Origin of the sequence: Terrabacter sp. Root85 (genome assembly GCF_001429185.1) — a bacterium.
In the GTDB taxonomy this organism is placed as follows: Bacteria; Actinomycetota; Actinomycetes; order Actinomycetales; family Dermatophilaceae; genus Terrabacter.
On the sequence record NZ_LMIW01000011.1, the window covers coordinates 140,725 to 163,172 of the forward strand.

Below are 22,448 nucleotides of genomic sequence, written 5' to 3' on the forward strand. Positions count from 1 at the left end.
AGACCCCACATGGTCCGGAACGTCGTCGCCTCGCTCGCCGTCGGGGTCGTCGCCCTCGCCGGGTGCACCTCGTCCCCGGCCGACGCCCCGTCTCCCGGCGCGTCCGGGTCGGTCGCTGCGGATGACCGCGCGCAGGCGCTCTGGGCCGACCGGACGGCATACGTCGGCGACAACTCCAAGGTCATCGCGCTCGTCGGGGACGCCGGCTTCGGGCCCGCCGGCAGCTACACGCTCTCGCTGTGGACGACCCGCCCTCCGTATGCCGTGACGATCGCCGTCACCGACCCGGCGAAGCCGCTCGACGCGACCGACCTCACCGGACCGGCCACGCTGCTGCTCGGCACGGTGACCAACCTCGACGCCGTCCACGTCACCGGCCCGGGCAGCACCTTCTCCCTGACGGCGCGCGAGGCGACCGCGACCCTCGGGCACGACGTCAAGACGCTGGGCACCGACCGCGCCGCCCTCGCCGACTACGTCCGTTCGCTCGACGACTGAGCACCCCCGCGGCGGTGGGCGACACGCCGGGCGGGAATGCGAACGGCTCGCGCTCGGTTGGCACGCGGTGGACCATGCCGACACCCGATTATGCCCATCCCAAGATGGGCTTATAGGTTGGCGGCCGTCCCGACCCCATCCAACCGATCCACCAGGAAGTTCCCACCATGCGTTCGAGGTTCACCCTCACCGCCCTGCTCGCCACGCTCGTCGCCGTCGTCCTCACCGCCTGCAGCACCGGCTACGGTGGCGGCTCCGACCTCGAGTCCGTCAAGCAGGCGGGCGTCCTGCGCGTCGCCACGGAGGGCACCTACTCCCCGTTCTCGTTCCACGACCCGAAGACGAACGCCCTGACCGGCTACGACGTCGAGGTCGCGAAGGCCGTCGCCGACAAGCTCGGCGTCAAGGTCGAGTACGTCGAGACGCCGTGGGACGCGATCTTCGCCGGTCTGGCCGCAGACCGCTACGACGTCGTCGTCAACCAGGTCACGAAGAACCCGGAGCGCGCCGGCCTCTACGGCCTGAGCAGCACCTACACGTGGTCCGAGGGCGTCATCGCCACCCGCGCCGACGACGCGACGATCTCCTCGCTCACGAGCCTCGAGGGCAAGAAGTCGGCGCAGAGCCTGACGAGCAACTGGGCCAAGGTCGCCAAGGATGCCGGCGCCCAGGTCGAGTCGGTCGAGGGGTTCACCCAGGCCATCACGCTGCTCAAGCAGTCGCGTGTCGACGCGACCGTCAACGACAGCCTCGCGGTCCTCGACTACCTGAAGTCGACGGGCGACACGACGGTGAAGATCGCGGCGAAGACCGGTGACGTCTCCGAGCAGGTCGTCGCGACGCGCAAGGACTCCGACCTCGTCGCCGCCATCGACAAGGCGTTCGCCGACCTCGAGGCCGACGGCACCCTGACGAAGATCTCGCAGAAGTACTTCTCGGCCGACGTCTCGAAGCAGCCGGTCGGCGCCTCCGGTTCGTGATCGGGTCGTGAACGAACAGACGACCCAGCTGATCCTCGACTCGCTGGGCCCGCTCCTGCGGGCCACGGTGACCACGACGATCCCGCTGACCCTCATCAGCTTCGTCCTCGGGCTGGTCCTCGCCCTCGGCGTCGCCCTCATGCGGCTGTCGTCGGTGCGGGTGGTCTCGTCCCTGGCGCGGATCTACGTCTCGCTGGTCCGTGGCACGCCGCTGCTGCTCCAGCTCTTCATCATCTACTACGGCCTGCCCGCCCTCGGGGTGCGCTTCGACCCCTTCCCGGCCGCGGTCGTCGCCTTCACGCTCAACGTCGGTGGCTATGCGGCCGAGGTGATCCGTTCGGCCATCCTCTCGGTCCCCAGGGGCCAGTGGGAGGCGGCCTCGACGGTCGGGATGGGCTACGTCACGACCCTGCGCCGGGTGGTGCTGCCGCAAGCCGTGCGCACGGCCATCCCACCGCTGTCCAACACGCTCATCTCTCTCGTCAAGGACACCTCGCTCGCCTCGACCATCCAGGTCACCGAGCTGCTCCGCGTGGCGCAGGAGGCGGCGGCACCGACCTACGAGTTCTTCGCGCTCTACGGCGTCGCCGCCGTCTACTACTGGGTCGTGTGCCTCGTCCTCTCCTTCGTCCAAGCCCGTCTCGAGGAACGACAGAACAGGTACGTCTCGACATGACCGAGCCCACCACCCCCTTGATGTCGGCGGAATCCGCTGTGCCGCAGCCCGCCCCGCTCGTCTCGGTGTCCGGCCTCGCGAAGTCGTTCGGCGACCACGAGGTGCTCCGGTCGATCGACTTCGAGGTCGCCCCGGGCAGCGTCACCGTCCTCATCGGCCCTTCCGGTTCGGGCAAGACGACGGTGCTGCGCTCGCTCAACGCGCTCGATGTCGCCGACGCGGGCGTCGTCCGCATCGGTGAGGTCGAGGTCGACTTCGCGCAGCGTCCGGTGACCAGGCAGCAGGTGGCGACCCTCCGCGCCCAGAGCGGCATGGTCTTCCAGTCGCACCATCTCTTCCCGCACCTGACGGTGCTCGAGAACGTCACGGCGGGCCCGGTCCTCGCGCAGCGTCGCGACCGATCCGAGGTGGCTGAGGAGGCCCGCGAGCTGCTGCGGCTCGTCGGGCTCGAGGAGAAGTCCGACGCCTACCCCTACCAGCTCTCCGGCGGGCAGCAGCAGCGCGTCGGCATCGCCCGCGCGCTCGCGATCAAGCCCAAGCTCATGCTCTTCGACGAGCCGACGTCGGCCCTCGACCCCGAGCTCGTCGGCGAGGTGCTCGTGGTCATGAAGAACCTTGCGGCACAGGGCTGGACGATGGTCGTGGTCACGCACGAGATCCGCTTCGCCCAGCAGGTCGCGGACCAGGTGCTCTTCATGGACGGTGGTGTCGTCGTCGAGCGCGGCACGCCGGACGAGGTGCTGACCCGACCGCGCACCGAGCGCGCCCGCCAGTTCCTGCACCGCATCCTCGACCCGCTCGACTGAGCGGCGCTGCGGCGCAGCGCAACCCGAGGACGTATGCCGTCCGGCCGGCTCAGGCGATGAGGCCCGCCCGGTCGACGGCGCGCTCCACGACGGTCGCCATCTCGGCGTAGCCGCGGTCGTTGGGGTGGAACTTGTCCGACGCGAGTCGGCCCCGCCACGACCGGGGCCCGTCACGGCGCATGTCGACGAGGACGAGGTGACCGGCGTCGGCGCGGGCGCGCAGCATGGCGTCGACGGCGCGGGCCTCGCGGTGCGGGTCGGGCAGGTTCGAGACGAGCGCACCCTCGGGCAGCCGGTCGAGCATCGCCGCGAAGCGCTCGACGAGCCCACGACGGTGGCGGCGCACGACGACGTCGTTCGAACCGATGACGACCGTGACCAGCGTGGGCGTCTGGCCGTCCGTGGCGAGGGACTCGAGAGCCGGTAGCTGCCGGTCGAGCACGTCCTCGACCCGCGCGCCGTTGACCCCGAGGTTGACGATGCGGTGGTCCCAGCCGCGCACGGCGAGCCGCTCGCTCAGCTGCCCGACCCACCCGCGGTCCGGGGCGCTCGCGCCGATGCCCTGCGTCATCGAGTCGCCGAGGGCGACCCACAGCGGCCCGCCACCCGCGGCGGCCACGCGGTTGTGGGACTCCCACCACCCGGCATACGGCAGCACCTGCTCCTGGACCGAGCGGATGCCGGGGAAGGCCGTCGAGAGCGCCGACAGCACCGGACCACGCGGCCGGTCGCTGCGGTTGCTGTAGTCGAAGTCGGGCGCCACGAGGGCAGCATCGCAGACGTCGGTGTGACCTCCGCCGCAGCGCCGCCGTCGCGGGTGCGCGGCGGAGTCCGACGGGCTTCGGGGGGCCGTGGCTCAGGGCATAGGCTCGTCCTCATGTCTGACGAGCACGGCTTCTCCACACGCGCCATCCACGCCGGCCAGGAGGCCGACGAGCTCACCGGAGCGGTGGTGCCCCCGATCTACCAGGTCTCGACCTACAAGCAGGACGGCATCGGCGGCTTCCGCAACGGCTACGAGTACAGCCGGTCGGCCAACCCGACCCGCACCGCGCTCGAGGAGTGCATCGCCGCGCTCGAGGGCGGCAGCCGCGGCTTCGCCTTCGCGTCCGGCCTCGCCGGCCAGGACACGGTCGCCCGCGCTCTGCTCGTCCCCGGCGACCACGTCGTCGTCCCGAACGACGCCTACGGCGGCACGTACCGCTACTTCAACAAGGTCGCGAAGCCCCAGGGCATCGAGCACTCCATCGCCAACATGGGCGACCTCGAGGCGGTCCGTGCCGCGATCCTTCCCGGGCAGACGAAGATGGTCTGGGTCGAGACCCCGACCAACCCGCTGCTCGGCATCGCCGACATCGAGGCCATCGCCGCGATCGCCCACGAGGCGGGCGCCGTGCTCGTCGTCGACAACACGTTCGCGACGGCCTACCTCCAGAGCCCGCTCGCGCTCGGCGCCGACGTCGTGACGCACTCGACGACGAAGTACTCCGGCGGCCACAGCGACGTCGTCGGGGGTGCCGTCGTGACGGCCAGGAGCATCAGGGTGCCCGGCTACGAGGACGCCGAGGAGCGGATCGCCTTCCACCAGAACAGCATCGGCGGCGTCGCCGGGCCGTTCGACTCGTGGCTGACCCTGCGCGGGCTCAAGACCCTCGCCATCCGCATGGAGCGCCACTGCGACAACGCCGAGAAGGTCGTCGAGTTCCTCGAGGGCCACGACGGCGTCTCCCAGGTGCTCTACCCGGGGCTGCCCGGCCACGCCAACCACGACGTCGCCGCGCGCCAGATGAAGCGCTTCGGCGGCATGGTCAGCTTCCGGATGCGTCGCGGTGAGGACGCCGCCGTCAAGGCGTGCGCGGCCGTGAGCCTCTGGACCCTGGGCGAGTCGCTCGGCGGTGTCGAGTCGCTCATCGAGCACCCGGGTCGCATGACGCACGCGAGCGTCGCCGGCACCGAGCTCGAGGTGCCGTCCGACCTCATCCGCCTCTCGGTCGGCATCGAGGACGTCGACGACCTCATCGCCGACCTGCGCGAGGCGCTCGACATCCACGGCTGACCGCTCCGGGCCACGAGACCACCACCGCGCATGACGATCCTCGCCGTCGACTTCGGGTCGACGTTCACCAAGGGCGCCCTCCTCGCCGACGACGGCGCCGTGCTCGGCACGGCGTCGACCCCGACGACCGGAACACAGGGGAGCGGTGACATCCTCGACGGCTACCGGACGCTGCGCGACGAGCTGGACGTCCCCGCCGACGCGACGGTGCGGGCCTGCTCGAGCGCGGGAGGTGGGCTGCGGCTCGCCGTCGTCGGCTACGAGCGCACCGTCACGGCCCAGGCCGGGCACCGGGTCGGGCTGTCCGCCGGGGCCAAGGTCGTCCACGTCGCGGCCGGGGAGCTGACGACCGCCGACGTCGCGGGCATCCGCGCGTCCCGGCCCGACATGATCCTGCTCGTCGGCGGCACCGACGGCGGCAACAGCAACGTCCTACTGCACAACGCCGCCCGGCTCGCCAAGGGCGCCATCGGCGGACACGGGGCGCACGCCGTGCCGGTCGTCGTCGCCGGCAACGTCGACGCGCGCGACGAGGCGGCGGCCGTCCTCGCGACGACGGGCCGGCCGACGGTCCTCGCCGAGAACGTCCTCCCGCAGATCGGGGTCATCGCGCCGGAGTCGGCACGCGCCGCGATCCGCGCCGCGTTCCTGCGCCACGTCATCGGTGGCAAGGGGCTGTCGCGTGACCCGGCCTTCGCCGCGATGGTCGAGGCCGCGACCCCCGACGTCGTCCTGCGCGGCGTCGAGGTGCTGGCCTCGGTGACCGACGGCGGCGACGTCCTCGTCGTCGACATCGGCGGTGCGACGACCGACGTCTACTCCTGCCTGACCCCCGAGGGCGAGGACGCCGGCCTGCGCAAGGACGTCGTGGCCCCGCTGTGGCACGCCCGCACCGTCGAGGGCGACCTCGGCATGCGGTGGAACGCCGAGCACGTCGTCGAGGCCGCCGTGGCCGAGCACCTGCTCGACACCGTCGCCGACCCCGACGCCCTGACCGCGTATGCCGCCCGCGTCCACGAGCGTCCCGGCTCCCTCCCCGTGGACGACGCCGAGCGCGCCCTCGACCTCGAGCTCGCGCGGCTGGCGGCGCTCGTCGCGGTGCGCCGGCACGCACGCCCGGCCCAGCCGACGGAGTCGCCGCGACCGCTCGCGAACGTGACGGCGCTCGTCGGGTCCGGGGGAGTGCTGCGCCACACCGACGCGGCCGGGCGCGACCACGTGCTCGGCGCGGTCCTCGCCGACCACGCCGGTGGCTGGAAGGTGCCGCGCGCCGCCCGCGCGACGGTCGACACGGCATACCTCCTCTTCGCGGCCGGCCTGCTCGCCGACGACCCCGACGAGGGCCACCTCGCCCGAGCCGTAGCCACCCAAACCCTCTAACCGTCGAAAGGCCAACGTTTGCGGGTGCTGACCCGTCGAGGGGCCAACGTTTGCGGGTGCTGACCCGTCGAAAGGCCAACGTTTGCGGGCACCAACGGTTGTCCACACCTCTTTGGCCGCAGCCGCCGTGACGCACAGGTGACCCGACGGGCGTCGCGCGACGTGCCATGGCGCCGGACCGTCTGGGCATGGAAGCCCAAGCACTGCCACCCGACCTGCTCACTCGTCCCTTCAGGACGTCGGAGGCACTCCGACGGGGAGTGACACCCTCTCGACTGCGTGCCGACGACCTGTGGACCCCGACACCGGGCGTCCGCACCGTCGAGATTCCGATGACGCTGCTCGAGCGTACGTATGCGTTCGCCGCCGCGGCGCCCCAGGAGTTCGCCTTCGCGCACGCCACGGCGGCTCGTCTCCTCGGGATCCCGCTGCCGTACGCGCTCGACGAGGATCCGCACATCCACATCGTCACGCGCACCGATGCCAATCGGATCCGGCGCGGCGAGGTGATGGGCCACCGCGGTCTGGAGTCGCGAGGGGTCGTCGAGGTTCACGGTCTTCCGGTCGTCGGTCCTGCGGACACGTGGGCGGACCTCGGGGAGTACGTCGGTGCCGGACTCCCGGTTGGCCTCGATGACCTCATCGTTGCGGGCGATGCGGCAGCAAACCTCCTCGGGGAGGTCGCCCCGCTCAAGCGGGCCGTCGAGGCGAGGGTGCGGCCCCGTGGCAAGGTGACCCTGACGTTCGCCCTGCCACGGGTGCGGCTCGGAGCGTGGTCGCCCATGGAGACCCGTAGCCGTCTGATGGTCACTCGGGCAGGACTTCCGGAGCCTCGTCACAACCGCCCGGTGGTCAGTCACACCGGCGAGTGGCTCGGGTTCGGCGACCTCGTCTGGGAGGAGCAACGTGTTGTGGGGGAGTACATGGGCGTCGAGTTCCACACTCGCTCACGGGACAAGGTCCATGACGGTCTCCGCCGTGACCGGGTCGAGCGAGGCGACTGGGCCGTCGTCGAGATCGTCTCTGCCGACGTGTTCGAGCACGAAGCCCGTGCCGCGAAGCTGCGCGAGATCGCCGGCTGCCTGGGGGTCAACGCTCACGTGCTGGACGTGATTGCCGCCGCGCCGCAGTTCTTCGCGCCTGCTCAGTTCGCTCGGCCTCGCCGTCGACGGTCTTAGCGGTGGGCAACCGCGATCATTGGCCTTTCGACGGTCAGGGACCCGCGAACTCTGGCCTTTCGACGCTTGGGGACCCGCGAACTTTGGCCTTTCGACGGGTGAGGGTGGGGATGTGCGAGCGGGCCGGCCCCTCCGTGGAGGGGCCGACCCGCTCGGTCAGGCGTCTGCGGTGCTCAGCCGGTGTAGGGCTTCGCGGCGATGATCTTGACGCCGATGGTCTTGCCGTTGGGGGCGACGTAGCTCGTGCTGTCGCCGACGCTCTTGCCGTTGATGGCGGCGCCCATGGCGGACTTCTCGGAGAAGACCTGCAGGTCGGAGCCGTCGGCGATCTCGCGGTTGCCGAGCAGGAACGTCTCCTCGTCGCCGAAGATCTCGACGGTCACGAGCATGCCGGGCTCGACGACGCCGTCGTCGGGGGGCGTCTCGCCGATCGTCGCGTTCTGGAGCAGCTCGGTGAGCTGGCGGATGCGGGCCTCCATCTTGCCCTGCTCCTCGCGGGCGGCGTGGTAGCCGCCGTTCTCCTTGAGGTCGCCCTCCTCGCGGGCCTCCTCGATCTTGTGCGCGATCTCGATGCGACCTTCGCCCGTCAGCTGGTCGAGCTCCGCCTTGAGGCGGTCGTGGGCCTCCTGGGTCAGGAAGCCAGAGGCAGTCTCGGTCACGGTGTCACTCCTTGGAAGAACAGCGCCCACGCGGTGCTCGCGTGGGCGCCTGCACAAAAAAATGGGCCCGAACCGTGGTGTCGTCGACTCGTGATGCCGGTCGGCGACGGGTCCGGACCCTGGATGAAGCAACAAGGATAACAAAATGAGCGGCAAACGCGCAGTTCACGCGGCATTTTCGCGCCGGGCGACCACCGTGGCGTCCCCGCTCAGGAGCAGGACTTGACCTGGCCGGTCACCGCGCGCGACGTCGTGCGGAGCGTCACCGACTCGTTCGTCGTCTCCTCGGCGCTCGCCGGCACCTGCACGGTGCTCGTCCCGACGGGCGCGAAGTCGCGCGACAGCGCCTCGACCGTGCAGGTCAGGGCCGTGCCGCCCGGGCGGTAGACCTGGAAGTCGACGCGCACCTGCTGGTCGCTGACCACCTTGTAGCCGAAGGTCTGCCACGTCGGCTGCCCCAGCGTGGATGACAGGCCGAACCAGATCGCGAGGCCGACACCGGCGAGGATGCCGACCGTGCCGACGACCCACCACTTCAGCTGGCCGGGGGCGGGGCGGGGCAGGGTCGTGCGGGACGGCATACGGAGTCCTGGCGGTTCGAGCCCGCGCATCGTCAGGTGCGAGGGAGTGAGAGGATGGCGGACGGGTCCAGTGTCTCCCATGGCACGGCGCGAGCTGCACGGACCCGGACGCCGAGGGGCACCGGACACCACCAGCCACCCGCGTCCCACCCACGAAACTGACGACGAACAGGGAGCCACGTGGCCGAGGGCATGCGTTTGATGGCGGTGCACGCGCACCCCGACGACGAGTCGAGCAAGGGCGCCGCGACGACGGCCAGGTACGTCGCCGCCGGCACCTCCGTCATGGTCGTGTCGTGCACGGGCGGCGAGCGCGGCGACATCCTCAACGAGAAGCTGAAGGACGACCCGCACATCCTGCGCGACATCGCCCAGGTGCGCCGCGACGAGATGAAGGCCGCGCAGGAGGTGCTCGGCTGCGAGCACACGTGGCTCGGCTTCGTCGACTCCGGTCTGCCGGAGGGCGACCCGCTGCCGCCGCTGCCCGACGGCTGCTTCGGTCTCGAGGACATCGACGTGACCACCGAGGCGCTCGTCCGGGTCATCCGCGCGTGGCGACCGCACGTCATGACGACGTACGACGAGAAGGGTGGCTACCCCCACCCCGACCACATCATGTGCCACACGGTCTCCATGGCGGCCTTCGAGGCGGCGGGCGACCCGGCCCGCTACCCGCACGCCGGCGAGCCGTGGCAGCCGCTCAAGATCTACTACAACGGCGGCTGGTCCAAGGACCGCCTCGAGGCGATCCACGACGCGATGCTCGCCGAGGGACTCGAGAGCCCGTATGCCGAGTGGCTGGCCAACTGGAAGCCGCGTCGTTCCGGACGCCCCACGACGACGATCGCCTGCGGCGAGTTCTTCGAGACCCGTGACCGTGCGCTCATGGCGCACGCGACGCAGGTCGACCCCGACGGCTTCTGGTTCCAGGTGCCGCTCGAGATCCAGACGCGGGTCTGGGGCGTCGAGGAGTTCGAGGCCGCCCTGTCCTACGTCGAGATCGCCGACGGGGAGGACGACCTCTTCGCCGGGCTGGGAACCCCCGCAGAGGCCGACGCGCTCGCGACCCGCACCGACCTCGAGCTCGTCCACGACGGCCGGGTCACCGACGCGCCCGAGCCCGAGGAGGCCGAGCAGGAGTCCGGTCGCGCCCACGGCGACAGCTCCGACACGCACACCGACGAGGACGACGACGCCGACAGCGACAGCGAGAAGGCGGACGCGCGATGAGCGGCGGCGGCAACCTCCCGATCGGGCCCGGCATCTGGGGCTTCATCGCGTTCTTCGTGCTCGCGATCGCGCTGTGGTTCCTCGTGCGCAACATGAACAGCCGGCTGCGTCGGATGGCCTACCGCGACCGGGACCGGGCCGAGCAGTTCGCCGCGGACGCCGACGTCGTCGGCACGAAGGACGAGCCAGCGACGGCCGGCACGCCGGACCCCGACGTGGACGAGCCGGGCGACGACCCTCGCCCGGACGGCGAGACGCCCCGCCCCTGAGACGCAGCGGACGGCGTACGCCCTCGGACACGACGAACGCCCCGGCACGGTGCCGGGGCGTTCGGACGTTCTGGGCTCAGGTGCTCACGAGGCCGGCCGGCGTCACGTCGCCGCCTGGTAGCCGATGACGGCGAGCGTCACCGCCACGAAGTGAGTGAGGAAGCCGCCGAGGGTGAAGGCGTGGAAGACCTCGTGGAACCCGAACCACCGCGGCCACGGGTTGGGCCGCTTCGTGCCGTAGACGATGCCGCCGGCGGTGTACATGAGGCCGCCGAGGCCGATGAGCGAGCCGATGAGCGGGCCACCCTCGCGCCAGAACGGCACGACGTAGAAGATGGCGGCCCAGCCGAGCGCGAGGTAGAGCGCCGTGTAGAGCCAGCGCGGGGCGCCGACCCAGAAGACCCGGAAGAGGACGCCGGCGATGGCGCCGCCCCAGATGACGAGGAGCAGCAGCCGGGCCTGGTCGGCCGGCAGGAGCGTCACGGCGAACGGCGTGTAGGTGCCCGCGATGATGAGGTAGATGTTCGAGTGGTCGAACCGCTTGAGCAGGCCCGACATCTTCGGGCCCCACGTGCCGCGGTGGTAGACGGCCGAGACCCCGAAGAGCAGGGCGGCGCTGATCGTGAAGACGATCGAGGCAGTGCGCACGGACCCGGGCTCGGAGACGAGCACGAGGACCAGGCCGCCGATGAGGGCGACGGGGAACATGGCGAGGTGCAGCCAGCCGCGCAGGCGGGGCTTGACGATCGCGACGAGGTCGGCGACGGGGGTGCCCGACGGGTCCTCGGTGCTGGGGTCAGGGCTGTGGCCAGCGGTGGGCTCGGGGGTGCTGCTCATCGCCCCACTGTAACCTACGCAACCGTAAGTTACGGCAACGTAGGTTCAAGGATTCCTGAGTGCCCCGGGCCCCCGACCACCTCCACGAGACCCTCACGAGGTCGTCACCAAAGCCTCGCGACGACTCCCGCCCGACCGCCTCGGCACGCCGATGGGCGAGCGGTACGGTGGGACCGCGGCCCGCTCGGGGCTGCCCAGACCGTGACCGGCGATGACACGAGCGAGTCGACGAGGAGGCCCCGTGGGGTGGCGCGATGTGGTCTACGGCGCGTACGAGCGCCGAGTCCTCAAGGACCTCCCCAAGGAGGCGCTCCCGCGGCACGTCGCCGTCATGCTCGACGGCAACCGGAGGTGGGCCAAGGCCCGCGGCGCCGGCACGGCCAGCGGCCACCAGGCCGGGGCCGACAAGATCGAGGAGCTGCTCGAGTGGTGCCGCGAGGCCGGCGTCGAGTACGTCACCCTCTGGCTGCTCTCGACGGACAACCTGAGCCGCGCCGAGGAGGAGCTCGCCCCGCTCCTCAAGATCATCGAGACTGCCGTCGCCGACCTCGCGGAGTCGGGGCACTGGCACCTCAAGATCGTCGGCGCCCTCGAGCTCCTGCCGCCCGAGACGGCCGCGAGCCTCAGCGCGTCGGCCGAGCGCACCCAGGACGTCGACGGGATGATCGTCAACGTCGCCGTCGGCTACGGCGGACGCCGCGAGATCGCCGACGCCGTGCGCGACCTGCTGCTCGCGCGGGCCGCTGACGGTGAGACCATCGAGCAGATCGCCGCGGAGCTCACGGTCGAGGACATCGCCGAGCACCTCTACACCAAGGGCCAGCCCGATCCCGACCTCGTCATCCGCACGTCGGGCGAGCAGCGGCTCGGTGGCTTCCTGCTGTGGCAGAGCGCGACGTCGGAGTTCTACTTCTGCGAGGCCTACTGGCCCGACTTTCGCCACGTCGACTTCCTCCGCGCGCTCAGGGCGTATGCCGGCCGGCACCGTCGCTTCGGCGGCTGACCGGCCGCTCGACCGACTATCGGCCGACCGCTCGGCCGACCACCGGCGGTCCTGCTGCGACACGCCGCAGCCGTGGGGAGTCCTCCCCATTGTCCGGGTTGGCGCGGTTGCGTAGGTTGCGGGTGGGCCGAGACGCCGGGGCATGCACAGCGGCTCCGAGCCGGCCGGCACGAGCACGACGAACACGGCGACGACGTCAGGGGAGTACGAGAGATGGCGATCTACAAGAAGGGTGCCGACCCGGTGGCCCTGCGGGCGTCGGCCGAGCGCTTCACCGGGCACGCCCGTGAGTGCGACACCCTCAAGGGAGAGGCGAGCCGTGCGGTCCACGCCCTCAAGGGCCAGTGGGGCGGCGCCGACCTCGACCACCTGATGGACCGCTGGCCGCCGGTCGAGGCGCAGCTGACCCAGTTCGGCACCGACCTCGGCAAGCTCGCCGAGGCGCTGCGCCGCAACGCCGGCGCCCAGGACAGCACGAGCGGCCAGGGTGGCTCCGGCTCGGGCGGGGGACCCGGCGCGTCCGGTGGCAGCGGCGGTGACGGTGGCATCCCGGGCTACGACCTGCTCAAGTCGCTGTGGACCCCGATCAAGGGCCTCGGCACGGCCGTCGGCCTGCTCGGCACGGGCATGAAGATCAAGAACTTCCTCTCCAACCTCGGCAGCTGGGACCGCGCGACGGGCCTGTTCGCCAACCTCAAGAACGCGTGGAGCACCGGCCGGCTCGCCGAGTTCGGCGACGCGCTCAACCCGAAGAACTGGAGCACCCTCTCGCGCTTCATGCCGTCGCTCGCCGAGGGCGGAGCGTTGGCCCGCACGCTCGGCACCGTCGGCAAGGCGCTGGGCCCGATCGGTGTGGCCTTCGGTGGCTTCACCGTGGCCAACGACATCTCCGAGGGCAACTACGGCCGTGCCGGCTACGACTCCGTCATGACGGGCCTCGGTGCCGCGGCGCTCATGACGCCGCCCCCAGTCGACGTCGTCTGCGGCATCGCCGCCGGCGGCATGGCGGTCGGCCAGCTCGTCTACGACAACTGGGACACGATCACCGACTTCACCGGTGACGCCGTCGACGCCGTCGGCGACTTCGCCTCCGACGCCGGCGACGCGATCGGCGACCTCGCCGACAAGGCGTGGCCGTTCTGACCGGTCCCGTGGGCCCCGGGAGGCGAAACCCCCGGGCACCCGGCATCGTTGACGTGACGACAGGGCCCCCGCGCCGACCGCACGACCATCCCGCGAACGACACACGGACCACGACCGAGGAGAACCATGGCTGACCCGATGAAGGGCACCCCGCTCGAGGGTTTCGAGCTCCCCGAGGACGTCTTCGGGCTGGGAGCCGCCGAGCTCGCCTACCTGATGGCCCGCCACGAGACCCCGGCCGGTGAGCGCTCACGCCGCCTGCTCATGCTCGACCCCCGTGCGGCCGACGACGCCGCCCTGCTCGCCGGCGCCTCGAGCCTCGCGTCGCGCGGCTGGCTCACGGTCAGCGACGACGGCACGCCGCAGTCGCGCTCGAACGCCGCCCTCGTCGAGTACGCCGTGGGCGCGGCCACGCGGTGGACGCGCATCGGGCTCGTGGGTGAGAACGTCAGCCAGGCCGACTTCGCGATCCTCGTCGAGTCCGACACCGTGATCGCCCTGATGCAGCCGCGCCAGCTCGCATCGTGGTTCATCCGCCTCGGCGAGCGCGACGGCAACACCGGTGCCCTCGTGACCGGGCTCGTGCGCGAGCGGTTCGCGGCGAACGCCGAGTCCGGCGTCTTCCTCGAGGTGCAGACCCTCGAGGGCAGCACCAACCTCGCGATCCGCCGCTCCGGCACCGACTTCGAGGCGCTCACCGACGTCGCCGGGCCGGGCACCGGCACGGGCGGGGTCGTCGACGCCGAGGGGCTCCAGGCTGCCGTGTCCGCCCTCTACACCGAGAAGGTCGACGCATGAGCGCCCCGACGCCCCGCCAGGCCGATCCGACCGGGCAGACCCCGCCGAAGGAGCCGTTCTCCTACGTCAGCCAGCAGCGCGGGCTGCTCACGCTCAAGATCCGTGAGCCCGCGCTCATGTTCGTCTTCTTCCTCGCCTTCACGGTCGTCGGCGTCATCTTCTTCTCCATGGTCAAGAAGGGCGCCGACCAGGGCGCCGAGGGCGCCATGGGCGTCGCCTACCTCATCCTCGCGATCTTCGGCGGCCTCGGCGTCATCGGCATGGCCATCGCCGCCGTGCGCTGGCGCTGGAAGCGTGAGTACGTCCGCGTCATGGGCCGTTCTCCCTGGGCCTGACGCCCCGTCGCGCCGACCTTGGCGCGAGCACCCGAGTGCGCCGCCTCGCCGTCGGTCCCGGTCCACCACCGGGGCCGGCGGCGACCGGTGTGTTACGCCCACGTGAACACTCCGGCGACACGACGACACGACGTCACTCAATCCCCGTCGCCGTCGCCTCCGGGTCGTACCGTCGTCCCAACGGCCGACACCCGTCGGGCGTTGCCAGGAGGCCCACCCATGGAGCGATCGCTCAGGACGGAGGGTCGGGCAGTGCGCCACCCTCTGGTGGTCACCGCCCGGCATCTCGGGAGCGATTAGGCGCGCGACGCGCGCCGCGTAGGGAGTGGCACATGGCTCGTACGACCCGTCAGGTCACGTCGGACCCCGCCAGCACGAACACCAAGCCGGCCGCGGCCTCCACACGCGCCACGACTCGCGCCTCCACGCGCACGACGGCCCGCGAACGCGAGCCCGAGCACAAGACGTACGTCCTCGACACGTCGGTGCTCCTGTCCGATCCCCGGGCCATGCTCCGCTTCGCCGAGCACGAGGTCGTGCTGCCGGTCGTCGTGGTGACCGAGCTCGAGGGCAAGCGACACCACCCCGAGCTCGGCTACTTCGCCCGCCAGGCCCTGCGCCTGCTCGACGACCTGCGCGTCAGCGAGGGCCGCCTCGACAAGCCGGTCGCCGTCGGCACCGACGGCGGCACCCTGCGCGTCGAGCTCAACCACACCGACCCGTCCTCGCTGCCGGCGGGCTTCCGCCTCGGCGACAACGACACCCGGATCCTCGCGGTGGCCCGCAACCTCGCCAACGAGGGCGCCGACGTCACCATCGTGTCCAAGGACCTCCCGATGCGCGTCAAGGCCTCGGCCTGCGGTCTCGAGGCGGAGGAGTACCGCCACGAGCAGGGCATCGACTCGGGCTGGACCGGGCTGCAGGAGCTCGAGGTCAGCAGCGAGGAGCTCGACCAGCTCTACGACCGTGGCCGCGTCGAGCACGCCGGCGCCGCCGAGCTGCCGTGCCACACCGGTCTCGTCCTGCTCTCGCCGCGGGGAAGCGGCCTGGGGCGGGTCGGCGCCGACAAGCAGATCCGGCTCGTGCGCGGTGACCGTGACGCGTTCGGCCTGCACGGCCGCAGCGCCGAGCAGCGGATCGCCCTCGACCTGCTCCTCGACCCCGACGTGGGCATCGTCAGCCTCGGCGGCCGGGCCGGCACCGGCAAGTCGGCCCTGGCGCTCTGTGCGGGCCTCGAGTCGGTCATGGAGCGCCGGGCCCAGCGCAAGGTCCTCGTCTTCCGCCCGCTCTTCGCCGTCGGTGGCCAGGAGCTCGGCTACCTGCCCGGCACTGAGCAGGAGAAGATGAACCCGTGGGGCCAGGCGGTCTTCGACACCCTGGGGGCGCTCGTCTCGACGGAGGTCGTCGAGGAGATCATGGACCGCGGCCTGCTCGAGGTCCTGCCGCTGACGCACATCCGCGGACGCTCGCTCCACGACGCGTTCGTCATCGTCGACGAGGCCCAGTCGCTCGAGCGCAACGTGCTCCTCACCGTCCTGTCGCGCATCGGCCAGAACAGCAAGGTCGTGCTCACCCACGACGTGGCCCAGCGGGACAACCTGCGCGTCGGACGGCACGACGGCGTGGCCGCCGTCATCGAGAAGCTCAAGGGGCACCCGCTCTTCGCCCACGTCACGCTGACGCGAAGCGAGCGCAGCCCGATCGCGGCGCTCGTCACCGACATGCTCGAAGGTCTCGAGATGTGACCTGAGTCACAGACCGCACGGCGCTCCCCGAGCACGCGGCTCGGGGACGCTGTGCGCTGGGCCACTCGCCACGACCCTTGGAACACCCCTCGACGGTGAACGCCGACTTGCCCCGCGGGGCGGTCGAATGGCACCGTGTGAGGTTGAAAGATCTCGGAACGGTAACGCTCGCCTCGGGGTGTGAGCGCAACCGGCCGGGTCACCACCACACGTCGGGCGCAGCCGTCGACGGGCCAGCGCCCGCAGACGCACGCGCCAGGCACACCCCTCGACACAGGAAGGCGTGACGTCTGTTCATGGCACGGTATGAAGGCCGGCACCGCAACGCACCGGCTCCCTCGACCGCTCCGCGCCCGAACCCCGCCACACCCTCGGCTCGGTCCGGCCGCGTCCACCCCGAGACGGCTCCGGACGTCCCCCGCAGCCCCCGTTCGGTGAGCCACGGCTCGACCGGTGCGGCAGTCGCGTCAGGTGCTTCAGGCGCCGAGGGTGCGACCCAGGGGGCCCGGCGGGCCTTCGACCCGACGCGTGCCATCCCCGTCACCCCGGCCGCTGACCGCGCCGCCTCCAAGAGCGCTGCAGGCCCCGACGCCCGCCGCTCGTCGGCTCAGCCGCACGGAACGCGCAGCAGCCGACACCACAAGCCCTCGGCGCGCCAGCGTCACGTCGGCCGACCGATCCTCGCAGGAGCGCTCGCCCTCGGTCTCGGCGCCTCCGGGTTCGCCTACGCCAAGGCCACGAACCTCATCGGCGCCGACGCGGCCGCCTTCGTCGTCGGCAGTGGCGTCGTCGCCCAGACCGACGAGCTGGCCCGCGCCTCGACGGTCGACACGACCTACCGCGCCGCCGCCTCCGTCTCGCGCAACGAGCGCCGCACCGCCATCGCGGCCACCGGCCTGCGCACGGCCAAGGAGCTCGAGGCCAAGAAGAAGAAGGAAGCCGCCAAGCAGGCCGTGCTGGCCCGCGAGGAGGCGGCCAAGGCCGAGCGCGCCAAGGAGCGCCAGCGCGCCATCGACAACGCCAAGGACGACCCGCAGGCCGCGGCCCGCGTCCTCATGGCCGACCACGGCTGGACGAGCGACGCGCAGTACAACTGCCTCGTCAACCTCTGGACCGGCGAGAGCGACTGGCGCTGGTTCGCCGAGAACCCCAGCTCCGGCGCGTACGGCATCCCGCAGTCCCTGCCCGCCCGCAAGATGTCGCAGTTCGGTGCCGACTACCGCACCAACCCGCTGACCCAGATCAAGTGGGGTCTCTGGTACATCGAGATGTCCTACGGCAACCCGTGCAACGCCTGGTCCACGTGGCAGGCGCGCTCGCCGCACTGGTACTGACCTGACCGAGGCGTATGCCGTGTGGCCGGCTCCCAGCGGGAGCCCGCCGCACGGCATACGTGCGTCGTGGGCAGGGTGGCCCGAGGCTGCGGCGCAGGCCGTCGGTCAGATCTTGCGGAGCCGCACCCGGCGGACCTCGTGGTTGTCGCCCTTGGACAGCACGAGGCTCGCCCGTGAGCGCGTCGGGAGGATGTTCTCGACGAGGTTCGGGCCGTTGATCTCGCGCCAGATCCGGTTGGCGGTCGCGACGGCCTCGTCGTCGGACAGCACGGCATACCGGTGGAAGTACGAGTCGGGGTCCGAGAACGCCGTCTCGCGCAGGCGCAGGAAGCGTTCGACGTACCACTTGCGCACGTCGTCGACCCACGCGTCGACGTAGACCGAGAAGTCGAAGAAGTCACTGACCGCGAGACCGGTCCCCCGCACGGGGTGCACCTCCGGTGCCTGGAGCACGTTGAGGCCCTCGACGATGAGCACGTCGGGTTGGCGCACGACGATGCGCTCGCCCGGGACGATGTCGTAGGTCAGGTGCGAGTAGACGGGGGCCGTGACCTCGGCCCGGCCGGACTTGATCTCGGCGACGAAGCGGAGCAGGGCACGCCGGTCGTAGGACTCGGGGAAGCCCTTGCGCTGCAGGATGCCCCGGCGCTCGAGCTCGGCATTGGGGAAGAGGAAGCCGTCGGTCGTGACGAGCGCGACGCGCGGCGTGTCGGGCCAGCGGGCCAGCATCTCGCGCAGGATGCGGGCCGTCGTCGACTTGCCGACGGCGACCGAGCCCGCGACGCCGATGACGAACGGCGTCTTGGCCGGGCGCTCGCCGAGAAAGTCGCTCGTCACCTGGTGGAGCTGGCGGGTGGCCCCCACGTAGAAGTTGAGCAGGCGCGAGAGCGGGAGGTAGACCTCTTCGACCTCGTTGAGGTCGACGCGGTCACCGAGGCCGCGCAGTCGCGCGAGGTCGGCGTCGTCGAGGTTGAGCGGGTGGTTCTCGCGCAACCGGGACCACGCGGCCCGGTCGAACTCGACGTACGGCGACGGGATCGCGGTCCCGTTGCCGCCGTTCCCGCCGGTACCGTTGGATGGCTCCGACACGAGCGACATTCTTGCGGACGCCACAGCCGGGGGTGGCGTTGGGCCCCCGGACGGTCCCTTAGGCTGGACCCCATGTGCGGAATCGTGGGATACGTCGGGCGGACCGACGACGGAATGGCGCTCGACGTCGTCATGGAGGGTCTGGCGCGTCTGGAGTACCGCGGCTACGACTCGGCCGGCGTGGCGCTCATCGACGGAGACCACGTCGAGACGCGCAAGAAGTCGGGCAAGCTGGCCAACCTCACGGCCGAGCTCGAGGCCGACCCGATGCCGTCGTCGACGACCGGCATCGGCCACACCCGCTGGGCCACGCACGGCGGCCCCACCGACCAGAACGCCCACCCGCACCGCGGTGGCAAGGACGGCAAGCTCGCCCTCATCCACAACGGCATCATCGAGAACTTCCACAGCCTGAAGAAGGGCCTGCTGGCCGACGGCGTCGAGTTCACGAGCGAGACCGACACCGAGGTCGTCGCCCACCTCGTCGCCGCCGCCTACGAGCGTGAGCACGACCTGACCGACGCCATGCGCGCCGTCGTCGCGGAGCTCGAGGGCGCGTTCACGCTCCTCGCGATCCACGCCGACCAGCCCGGTGTCGTCGTCGGCGCCCGCCGCAACAGCCCGCTCGTCGTCGGCCTCGGTGACGACGCGAACTACCTCGGCTCCGACGTCGCGGCCTTCATCGGCCACACGCGCCACGCGCTCGAGCTCGCCCAGGACCAGATCGTCACGATCACGCCCGAGGGTGCCAGCGTCATCAACTTCGACGGTACGCCCGCCGAGGGCAAGGCGTACGAGGTCACGTGGGACGCCGCGGCTGCCGAGAAGGGCGGCTACGCGACGTTCATGGAGAAGGAGATCCACGACCAGCCGCACGCCGTCGCCGACACGCTCCTCGGGCGCACCGACGCCGAGGGCCGGCTCGTCCTCGACGAGATGAGCATCTCCGAGGAGCAGCTCCGCTCCATCGACCGCATCACGATCGTGGCGTGCGGCACCGCCGCGTACGCCGGCATGGTCGCGAAGTACGCCATCGAGCACTGGACGCGCATCCCCGTCGAGGTCGCCCTCGCCCACGAGTTCCGCTACTGCGACCCCATCGTCAACGAGCGCACCCTCGTCGTGTCGATCAGCCAGTCCGGCGAGACGATGGACACCCTCATGGCCGTCAAGCACGCCCGCGAGCTCGGTGCCATCACGGTCTCGGTGTGCAACACGCACGGCTCGACGATCCCGCGCGAGTCCGACGCCGTGCTCTACACGCACGCAGGCCCCGAGATCGCGGTGGCCTCGACCAAGGCGTTCCTCGCCCAGATCACCGCCTGCTACGTCCTCGGTCTCTACCTCGCGCAGCTGCGCGGCGGCTCGTTCGCCGACGACGCGCAGTCGGTCATGAAGGAGCTGAGCGGCGTCCCCGCCAAGATCGAGACCCTGCTCGGCCAGATGGGCCGCGTCAAGGAGATCGCCAAGTTCATGGCCGACACCCGCTCGGTCCTCTTCCTCGGGCGCCACGTCGGCTACCCGATCGCCATGGAGGGCGCGCTCAAGCTCAAGGAGCTCGCCTACATCCACGCCGAGGGCTTCGCGGCCGGCGAGCTGAAGCACGGCCCGATCGCGCTCATCGAGCCCGGCCAGCCCGTCTTCGTCGTCGTGCCGTCGCCGACGAGCGAGCACGGCCTGCACGGCAAGGTCGTCAGCAACATCCAGGAGGTCCGCGCGCGCGGCGCCCGCACCCTCGTCATCGCCGAGGAGGGCGACGACTCCGTCGAGCCCTTCGCCGACGAGGTCATCCGGGTGCCCGCCACGTCGTCGCTGCTCGCGCCGCTGCTCACCGTCGTGCCGCTCCAGGTCTTCGCGCTGTGGCTCTCGACGGCCAAGGGCCTCGACGTCGACCAGCCGCGCAACCTCGCCAAGTCGGTCACGGTCGAGTGACGTGATCGTCGGGGTCGGGATCGACGTCGTCGACATCGCGCGTTTCGAGTCCACCCTCGAGCGCACCCCGGCGCTGCGCGAGCGGCTCTTCACGCTCGAGGAGCGCCACCTCGGCGTCGCCTCGCTCGCGGCGCGGTTCGCCGCGAAGGAGGCGCTCGCCAAGTCGCTCGGTGCGCCCGTGGGTCTGCACTGGACCGACGCCCGGGTCGTGACGAACGACGACGGCCGCCCCACGCTCGAGATCGGCGGCACCGTGCTCGCGCGGGCCAACGACCTCGGCGTCGACTCCTTCCACGTGTCCCTGTCGCACGACGCCGGTGTGGCGTCGGCCGTCGTCATCGCGGAGGGCTGATGATCCGCGCGCACTCCGTCGACGCGGTCCGCACCGCCGAGGCCGCCGCCCAGGCGCAGCTCCCCGAGGGTGAGCTCATGTCCCGGGCCGCCCTCGGGCTCGCCGAGGTCGCGGTGGCCCGCCTCGCCGACGTCGAGGGCACGACCGTCGTCGGGCTGATCGGCGCCGGCGACAACGGCGGCGACACGTTGTATGCCGTCGCCCACCTCGCGGAGTCGGGTTTCGCCTGCGCCGTGGTGCTCGTGCCGGCCTCGGGCCGTGCGGGCGTCCACGCGGGAGGCCTCGGGGCCGCCGAGGCAGCCGGTGTCATGGTCCACGTCGCCGCCGACGACCCGGCCGCGGCCGCTGACGTCGTCACCGAGGCCGACCTCGTGCTCGACGGCATCGTCGGCATCGGTGGTCGCCCCGGCCTCCGGCCCGACGCCGCGCACCTCGTGGACGCGGTGGACGACGACGCGTGGGTGCTCGCCGTCGACCTCGCCAGCGGGCTCGACCCCACGGGGGAGTCCGGCGAGGACGACGCCGTCTGGGCCGACGAGACCGTCACCTTCGGCACCCCGAAGCCCGTGCACCTGCTCCCAGCGGGAGAGGCCGCGACCGGCCGGCTCACGGTCGTCGACATCGGGATCGACGTCGACGAGGTGCCTGCGGCTGTCGAGCGCCTGACCTGGGACGACGTCGCCGAGCTGTGGCCCGTGCCCGGACGGGGTGACGACAAGTACTCCCGCGGCGTCCTCGGCGTCGTGGCAGGGAGCGAGGCCTACCCCGGCGCAGCCGTGCTGTGCACGACGTCGGCTGCCGAGGCCGGCGTCGGGATGCTCCGCTACGTCGGTACGCCGACCCCGGTGGGTCTCGTGCACCAGGCCGTGCCCGAGGCGGTCATGGGCGACGGTCGGGTCCAGGCCTGGGTCATCGGCCCGGGCCTCGACGTCGAGAGCACCGATCCGGAGGCGCTGGCCCAGGTGGCGGTGGCCCGGGCCGCCCTTGCCTCCGACCTGCCCGTCGTCGTCGACGCGGGCGGGCTCGACCTCATCGAGGGCTGGCGCGACGCGCCGACCGTGGTCACACCGCACGCGGGAGAGCTCGGCCGGCTGCTGGCACGGATGGTCCGGCCCGGCGCCGACCCCGGCGAGCTCGAGATCACCGCCGCCGACGTCCAGGCCGAGCCACTGCGCTCCGCCCGCGACCTCGCCGGGCTCATCGGCGGCACCGTGCTGCTCAAGGGAGCCACGACGCTCGTCGTCAGCCACGGCAACCTGCCCGTGCGGTCCCAGGCCGATGCGCCGCCGTGGCTCGCCACGGCCGGGGCCGGTGACGTGCTCTCCGGCGTCATCGGGGCCCTGCTCGCGGCGGGGCTGTCCCCGCTCGACGCGGCCTCGCTCGGCGCGCTCGTCCACGGCGTCACCGCCGACCGGGTCTCCGGCGGCGGCCCGTTGCGGGCCCTCGCGGTGGCCCACGGCATACGACCGACGGTGCGCGACCTGCTGGCCCGGGGACGGTCCGCGCCCGGCTGAGCCGGCCCACGCGCCCTGCACGCGTGGCCCTGCACCCGGACCTCCCACACGAA

The 22,448-nt window shown here is 71.7% G+C and carries 23 protein-coding genes; 18 read left to right on the forward strand and 5 right to left on the reverse strand.

The genetic code is table 11. The features are described 5' to 3' along the window. The first annotated feature begins 9 nt into the window (after positions 1–9). From ASE25_RS16890 to ASE25_RS16905, 4 genes are all read left to right on the forward strand, one after another. Positions 10–498, forward strand: a complete 489-nt coding sequence (locus tag ASE25_RS16890) for a DUF4825 domain-containing protein (RefSeq protein WP_056778141.1) — start codon at positions 10–12, stop codon at positions 496–498. A 167-nt stretch (positions 499–665) separates the two neighbouring features. Further along, the gene (locus ASE25_RS16895) at positions 666–1,478 is read left to right on the forward strand and encodes an amino acid ABC transporter substrate-binding protein (RefSeq protein WP_056826756.1); all 813 of its coding nucleotides are present in this window, start codon (positions 666–668) and stop codon (positions 1,476–1,478) included. 7 nt (positions 1,479–1,485) lie between these two features. Beyond that, a complete protein-coding gene (locus ASE25_RS16900; protein WP_056826757.1) occupies positions 1,486–2,154 on the forward strand; it encodes an amino acid ABC transporter permease in 669 nt (222 codons plus the stop codon). Continuing rightward, positions 2,151–2,960 carry an amino acid ABC transporter ATP-binding protein gene (locus ASE25_RS16905; RefSeq protein ID WP_304437922.1) on the forward strand — a complete coding sequence of 270 codons (810 nt, stop codon included), beginning with the start codon at positions 2,151–2,153 and terminating at the stop codon, positions 2,958–2,960. Before ASE25_RS16900 ends, ASE25_RS16905 begins: the two co-directional genes overlap by 4 nt. 49 nt (positions 2,961–3,009) lie before the next feature. Here ASE25_RS16905 and ASE25_RS16910 read toward each other — a convergent pair whose 3' ends face one another. Then, positions 3,010–3,723, reverse strand: a complete 714-nt coding sequence (locus ASE25_RS16910) for an SGNH/GDSL hydrolase family protein (RefSeq protein ID WP_056826758.1) — start codon at positions 3,721–3,723, stop codon at positions 3,010–3,012. Positions 3,724–3,837: 114 nt separating this feature from the next. On the opposite strand from ASE25_RS16910, the gene ASE25_RS16915 reads away from it, so the two are divergent. The 3 genes from ASE25_RS16915 (at position 3,838) to ASE25_RS16925 (ending at position 7,574) form a co-directional block, all read left to right on the forward strand. Further along, positions 3,838–5,016, forward strand: coding sequence for a cystathionine gamma-synthase (locus ASE25_RS16915; protein WP_056826759.1), 1,179 nt, complete (start codon positions 3,838–3,840; stop codon positions 5,014–5,016). A 30-nt stretch (positions 5,017–5,046) separates the two neighbouring features. Next, entirely contained in the window at positions 5,047–6,396 is a 1,350-nt protein-coding gene (locus ASE25_RS16920; RefSeq protein WP_056826760.1) for a glutamate mutase L, read from the forward strand. Between the two features lie 332 nt (positions 6,397–6,728). After that, positions 6,729–7,574, forward strand: a complete 846-nt coding sequence (locus ASE25_RS16925) for a hypothetical protein (RefSeq protein WP_157623477.1) — start codon at positions 6,729–6,731, stop codon at positions 7,572–7,574. 173 nt (positions 7,575–7,747) lie between these two features. Here ASE25_RS16925 and greA read toward each other — a convergent pair whose 3' ends face one another. After that, on the reverse strand, positions 7,748–8,233 hold the full coding sequence (greA, locus tag ASE25_RS16930) for a transcription elongation factor GreA (protein ID WP_056778162.1): 486 nt from the start codon (positions 8,231–8,233) through the stop codon (positions 7,748–7,750). A gap of 209 nt (positions 8,234–8,442) precedes the next feature. Then, positions 8,443–8,814, reverse strand: a complete 372-nt coding sequence (locus tag ASE25_RS16935) for a DUF4307 domain-containing protein (RefSeq protein ID WP_056778165.1) — start codon at positions 8,812–8,814, stop codon at positions 8,443–8,445. A 180-nt stretch (positions 8,815–8,994) separates the two neighbouring features. Between ASE25_RS16935 and mca the strand changes: the two genes are divergently transcribed. Continuing rightward, positions 8,995–10,044 (forward strand): mycothiol conjugate amidase Mca, encoded by a 1,050-nt coding sequence (mca, locus tag ASE25_RS16940; protein ID WP_235508720.1) that lies wholly within the window; start codon positions 8,995–8,997, stop codon positions 10,042–10,044. Continuing rightward, positions 10,041–10,313, forward strand: a complete 273-nt coding sequence (locus tag ASE25_RS16945) for a hypothetical protein (RefSeq protein ID WP_056826761.1) — start codon at positions 10,041–10,043, stop codon at positions 10,311–10,313. Before mca ends, ASE25_RS16945 begins: the two co-directional genes overlap by 4 nt. A gap of 102 nt (positions 10,314–10,415) precedes the next feature. On the opposite strand, the gene ASE25_RS16950 is transcribed toward ASE25_RS16945, so the two are convergent. After that, entirely contained in the window at positions 10,416–11,150 is a 735-nt protein-coding gene (locus ASE25_RS16950; protein ID WP_056778170.1) for a hemolysin III family protein, read from the reverse strand. Positions 11,151–11,361: 211 nt separating this feature from the next. On the opposite strand from ASE25_RS16950, the gene ASE25_RS16955 reads away from it, so the two are divergent. The 6 genes from ASE25_RS16955 to ASE25_RS16980 all read left to right on the forward strand — a co-directional run bounded on the left by ASE25_RS16955 (position 11,362) and on the right by ASE25_RS16980 (position 17,508). Further along, positions 11,362–12,153 (forward strand): isoprenyl transferase, encoded by a 792-nt coding sequence (locus ASE25_RS16955; RefSeq protein WP_056826762.1) that lies wholly within the window; start codon positions 11,362–11,364, stop codon positions 12,151–12,153. Positions 12,154–12,366: 213 nt separating this feature from the next. After that, entirely contained in the window at positions 12,367–13,296 is a 930-nt protein-coding gene (locus ASE25_RS16960; protein ID WP_056826763.1) for a WXG100 family type VII secretion target, read from the forward strand. A 126-nt stretch (positions 13,297–13,422) separates the two neighbouring features. Continuing rightward, entirely contained in the window at positions 13,423–14,094 is a 672-nt protein-coding gene (locus ASE25_RS16965; RefSeq protein ID WP_157623478.1) for a hypothetical protein, read from the forward strand. Next, positions 14,091–14,429, forward strand: coding sequence for a hypothetical protein (locus ASE25_RS16970; RefSeq protein WP_056826765.1), 339 nt, complete (start codon positions 14,091–14,093; stop codon positions 14,427–14,429). Before ASE25_RS16965 ends, ASE25_RS16970 begins: the two co-directional genes overlap by 4 nt. 509 nt (positions 14,430–14,938) lie before the next feature. Further along, positions 14,939–16,174, forward strand: a complete 1,236-nt coding sequence (locus ASE25_RS16975; protein WP_369793504.1) for a PhoH family protein — start codon at positions 14,939–14,941, stop codon at positions 16,172–16,174. Positions 16,175–16,608: 434 nt separating this feature from the next. Further along, positions 16,609–17,508, forward strand: a complete 900-nt coding sequence (locus ASE25_RS16980) for a hypothetical protein (protein ID WP_082622943.1) — start codon at positions 16,609–16,611, stop codon at positions 17,506–17,508. A gap of 105 nt (positions 17,509–17,613) precedes the next feature. On the opposite strand, the gene coaA is transcribed toward ASE25_RS16980, so the two are convergent. Continuing rightward, on the reverse strand, positions 17,614–18,606 hold the full coding sequence (coaA, locus tag ASE25_RS16985; protein ID WP_056778191.1) for a type I pantothenate kinase: 993 nt from the start codon (positions 18,604–18,606) through the stop codon (positions 17,614–17,616). Positions 18,607–18,669: 63 nt separating this feature from the next. On the opposite strand from coaA, the gene glmS reads away from it, so the two are divergent. The 3 genes from glmS to ASE25_RS17000 are packed head-to-tail and all read left to right on the forward strand — an operon-like array spanning position 18,670 to position 22,395. Continuing rightward, on the forward strand, positions 18,670–20,529 hold the full coding sequence (glmS, locus tag ASE25_RS16990) for a glutamine--fructose-6-phosphate transaminase (isomerizing) (protein ID WP_056826766.1): 1,860 nt from the start codon (positions 18,670–18,672) through the stop codon (positions 20,527–20,529). A gap of 1 nt (position 20,530) precedes the next feature. Continuing rightward, entirely contained in the window at positions 20,531–20,881 is a 351-nt protein-coding gene (locus tag ASE25_RS16995; protein ID WP_056826767.1) for a holo-ACP synthase, read from the forward strand. Beyond that, on the forward strand, positions 20,881–22,395 hold the full coding sequence (locus ASE25_RS17000; protein ID WP_056826768.1) for a bifunctional ADP-dependent NAD(P)H-hydrate dehydratase/NAD(P)H-hydrate epimerase: 1,515 nt from the start codon (positions 20,881–20,883) through the stop codon (positions 22,393–22,395). Before ASE25_RS16995 ends, ASE25_RS17000 begins: the two co-directional genes overlap by 1 nt. Positions 22,396–22,448: the final 53 nt, after the last annotated feature.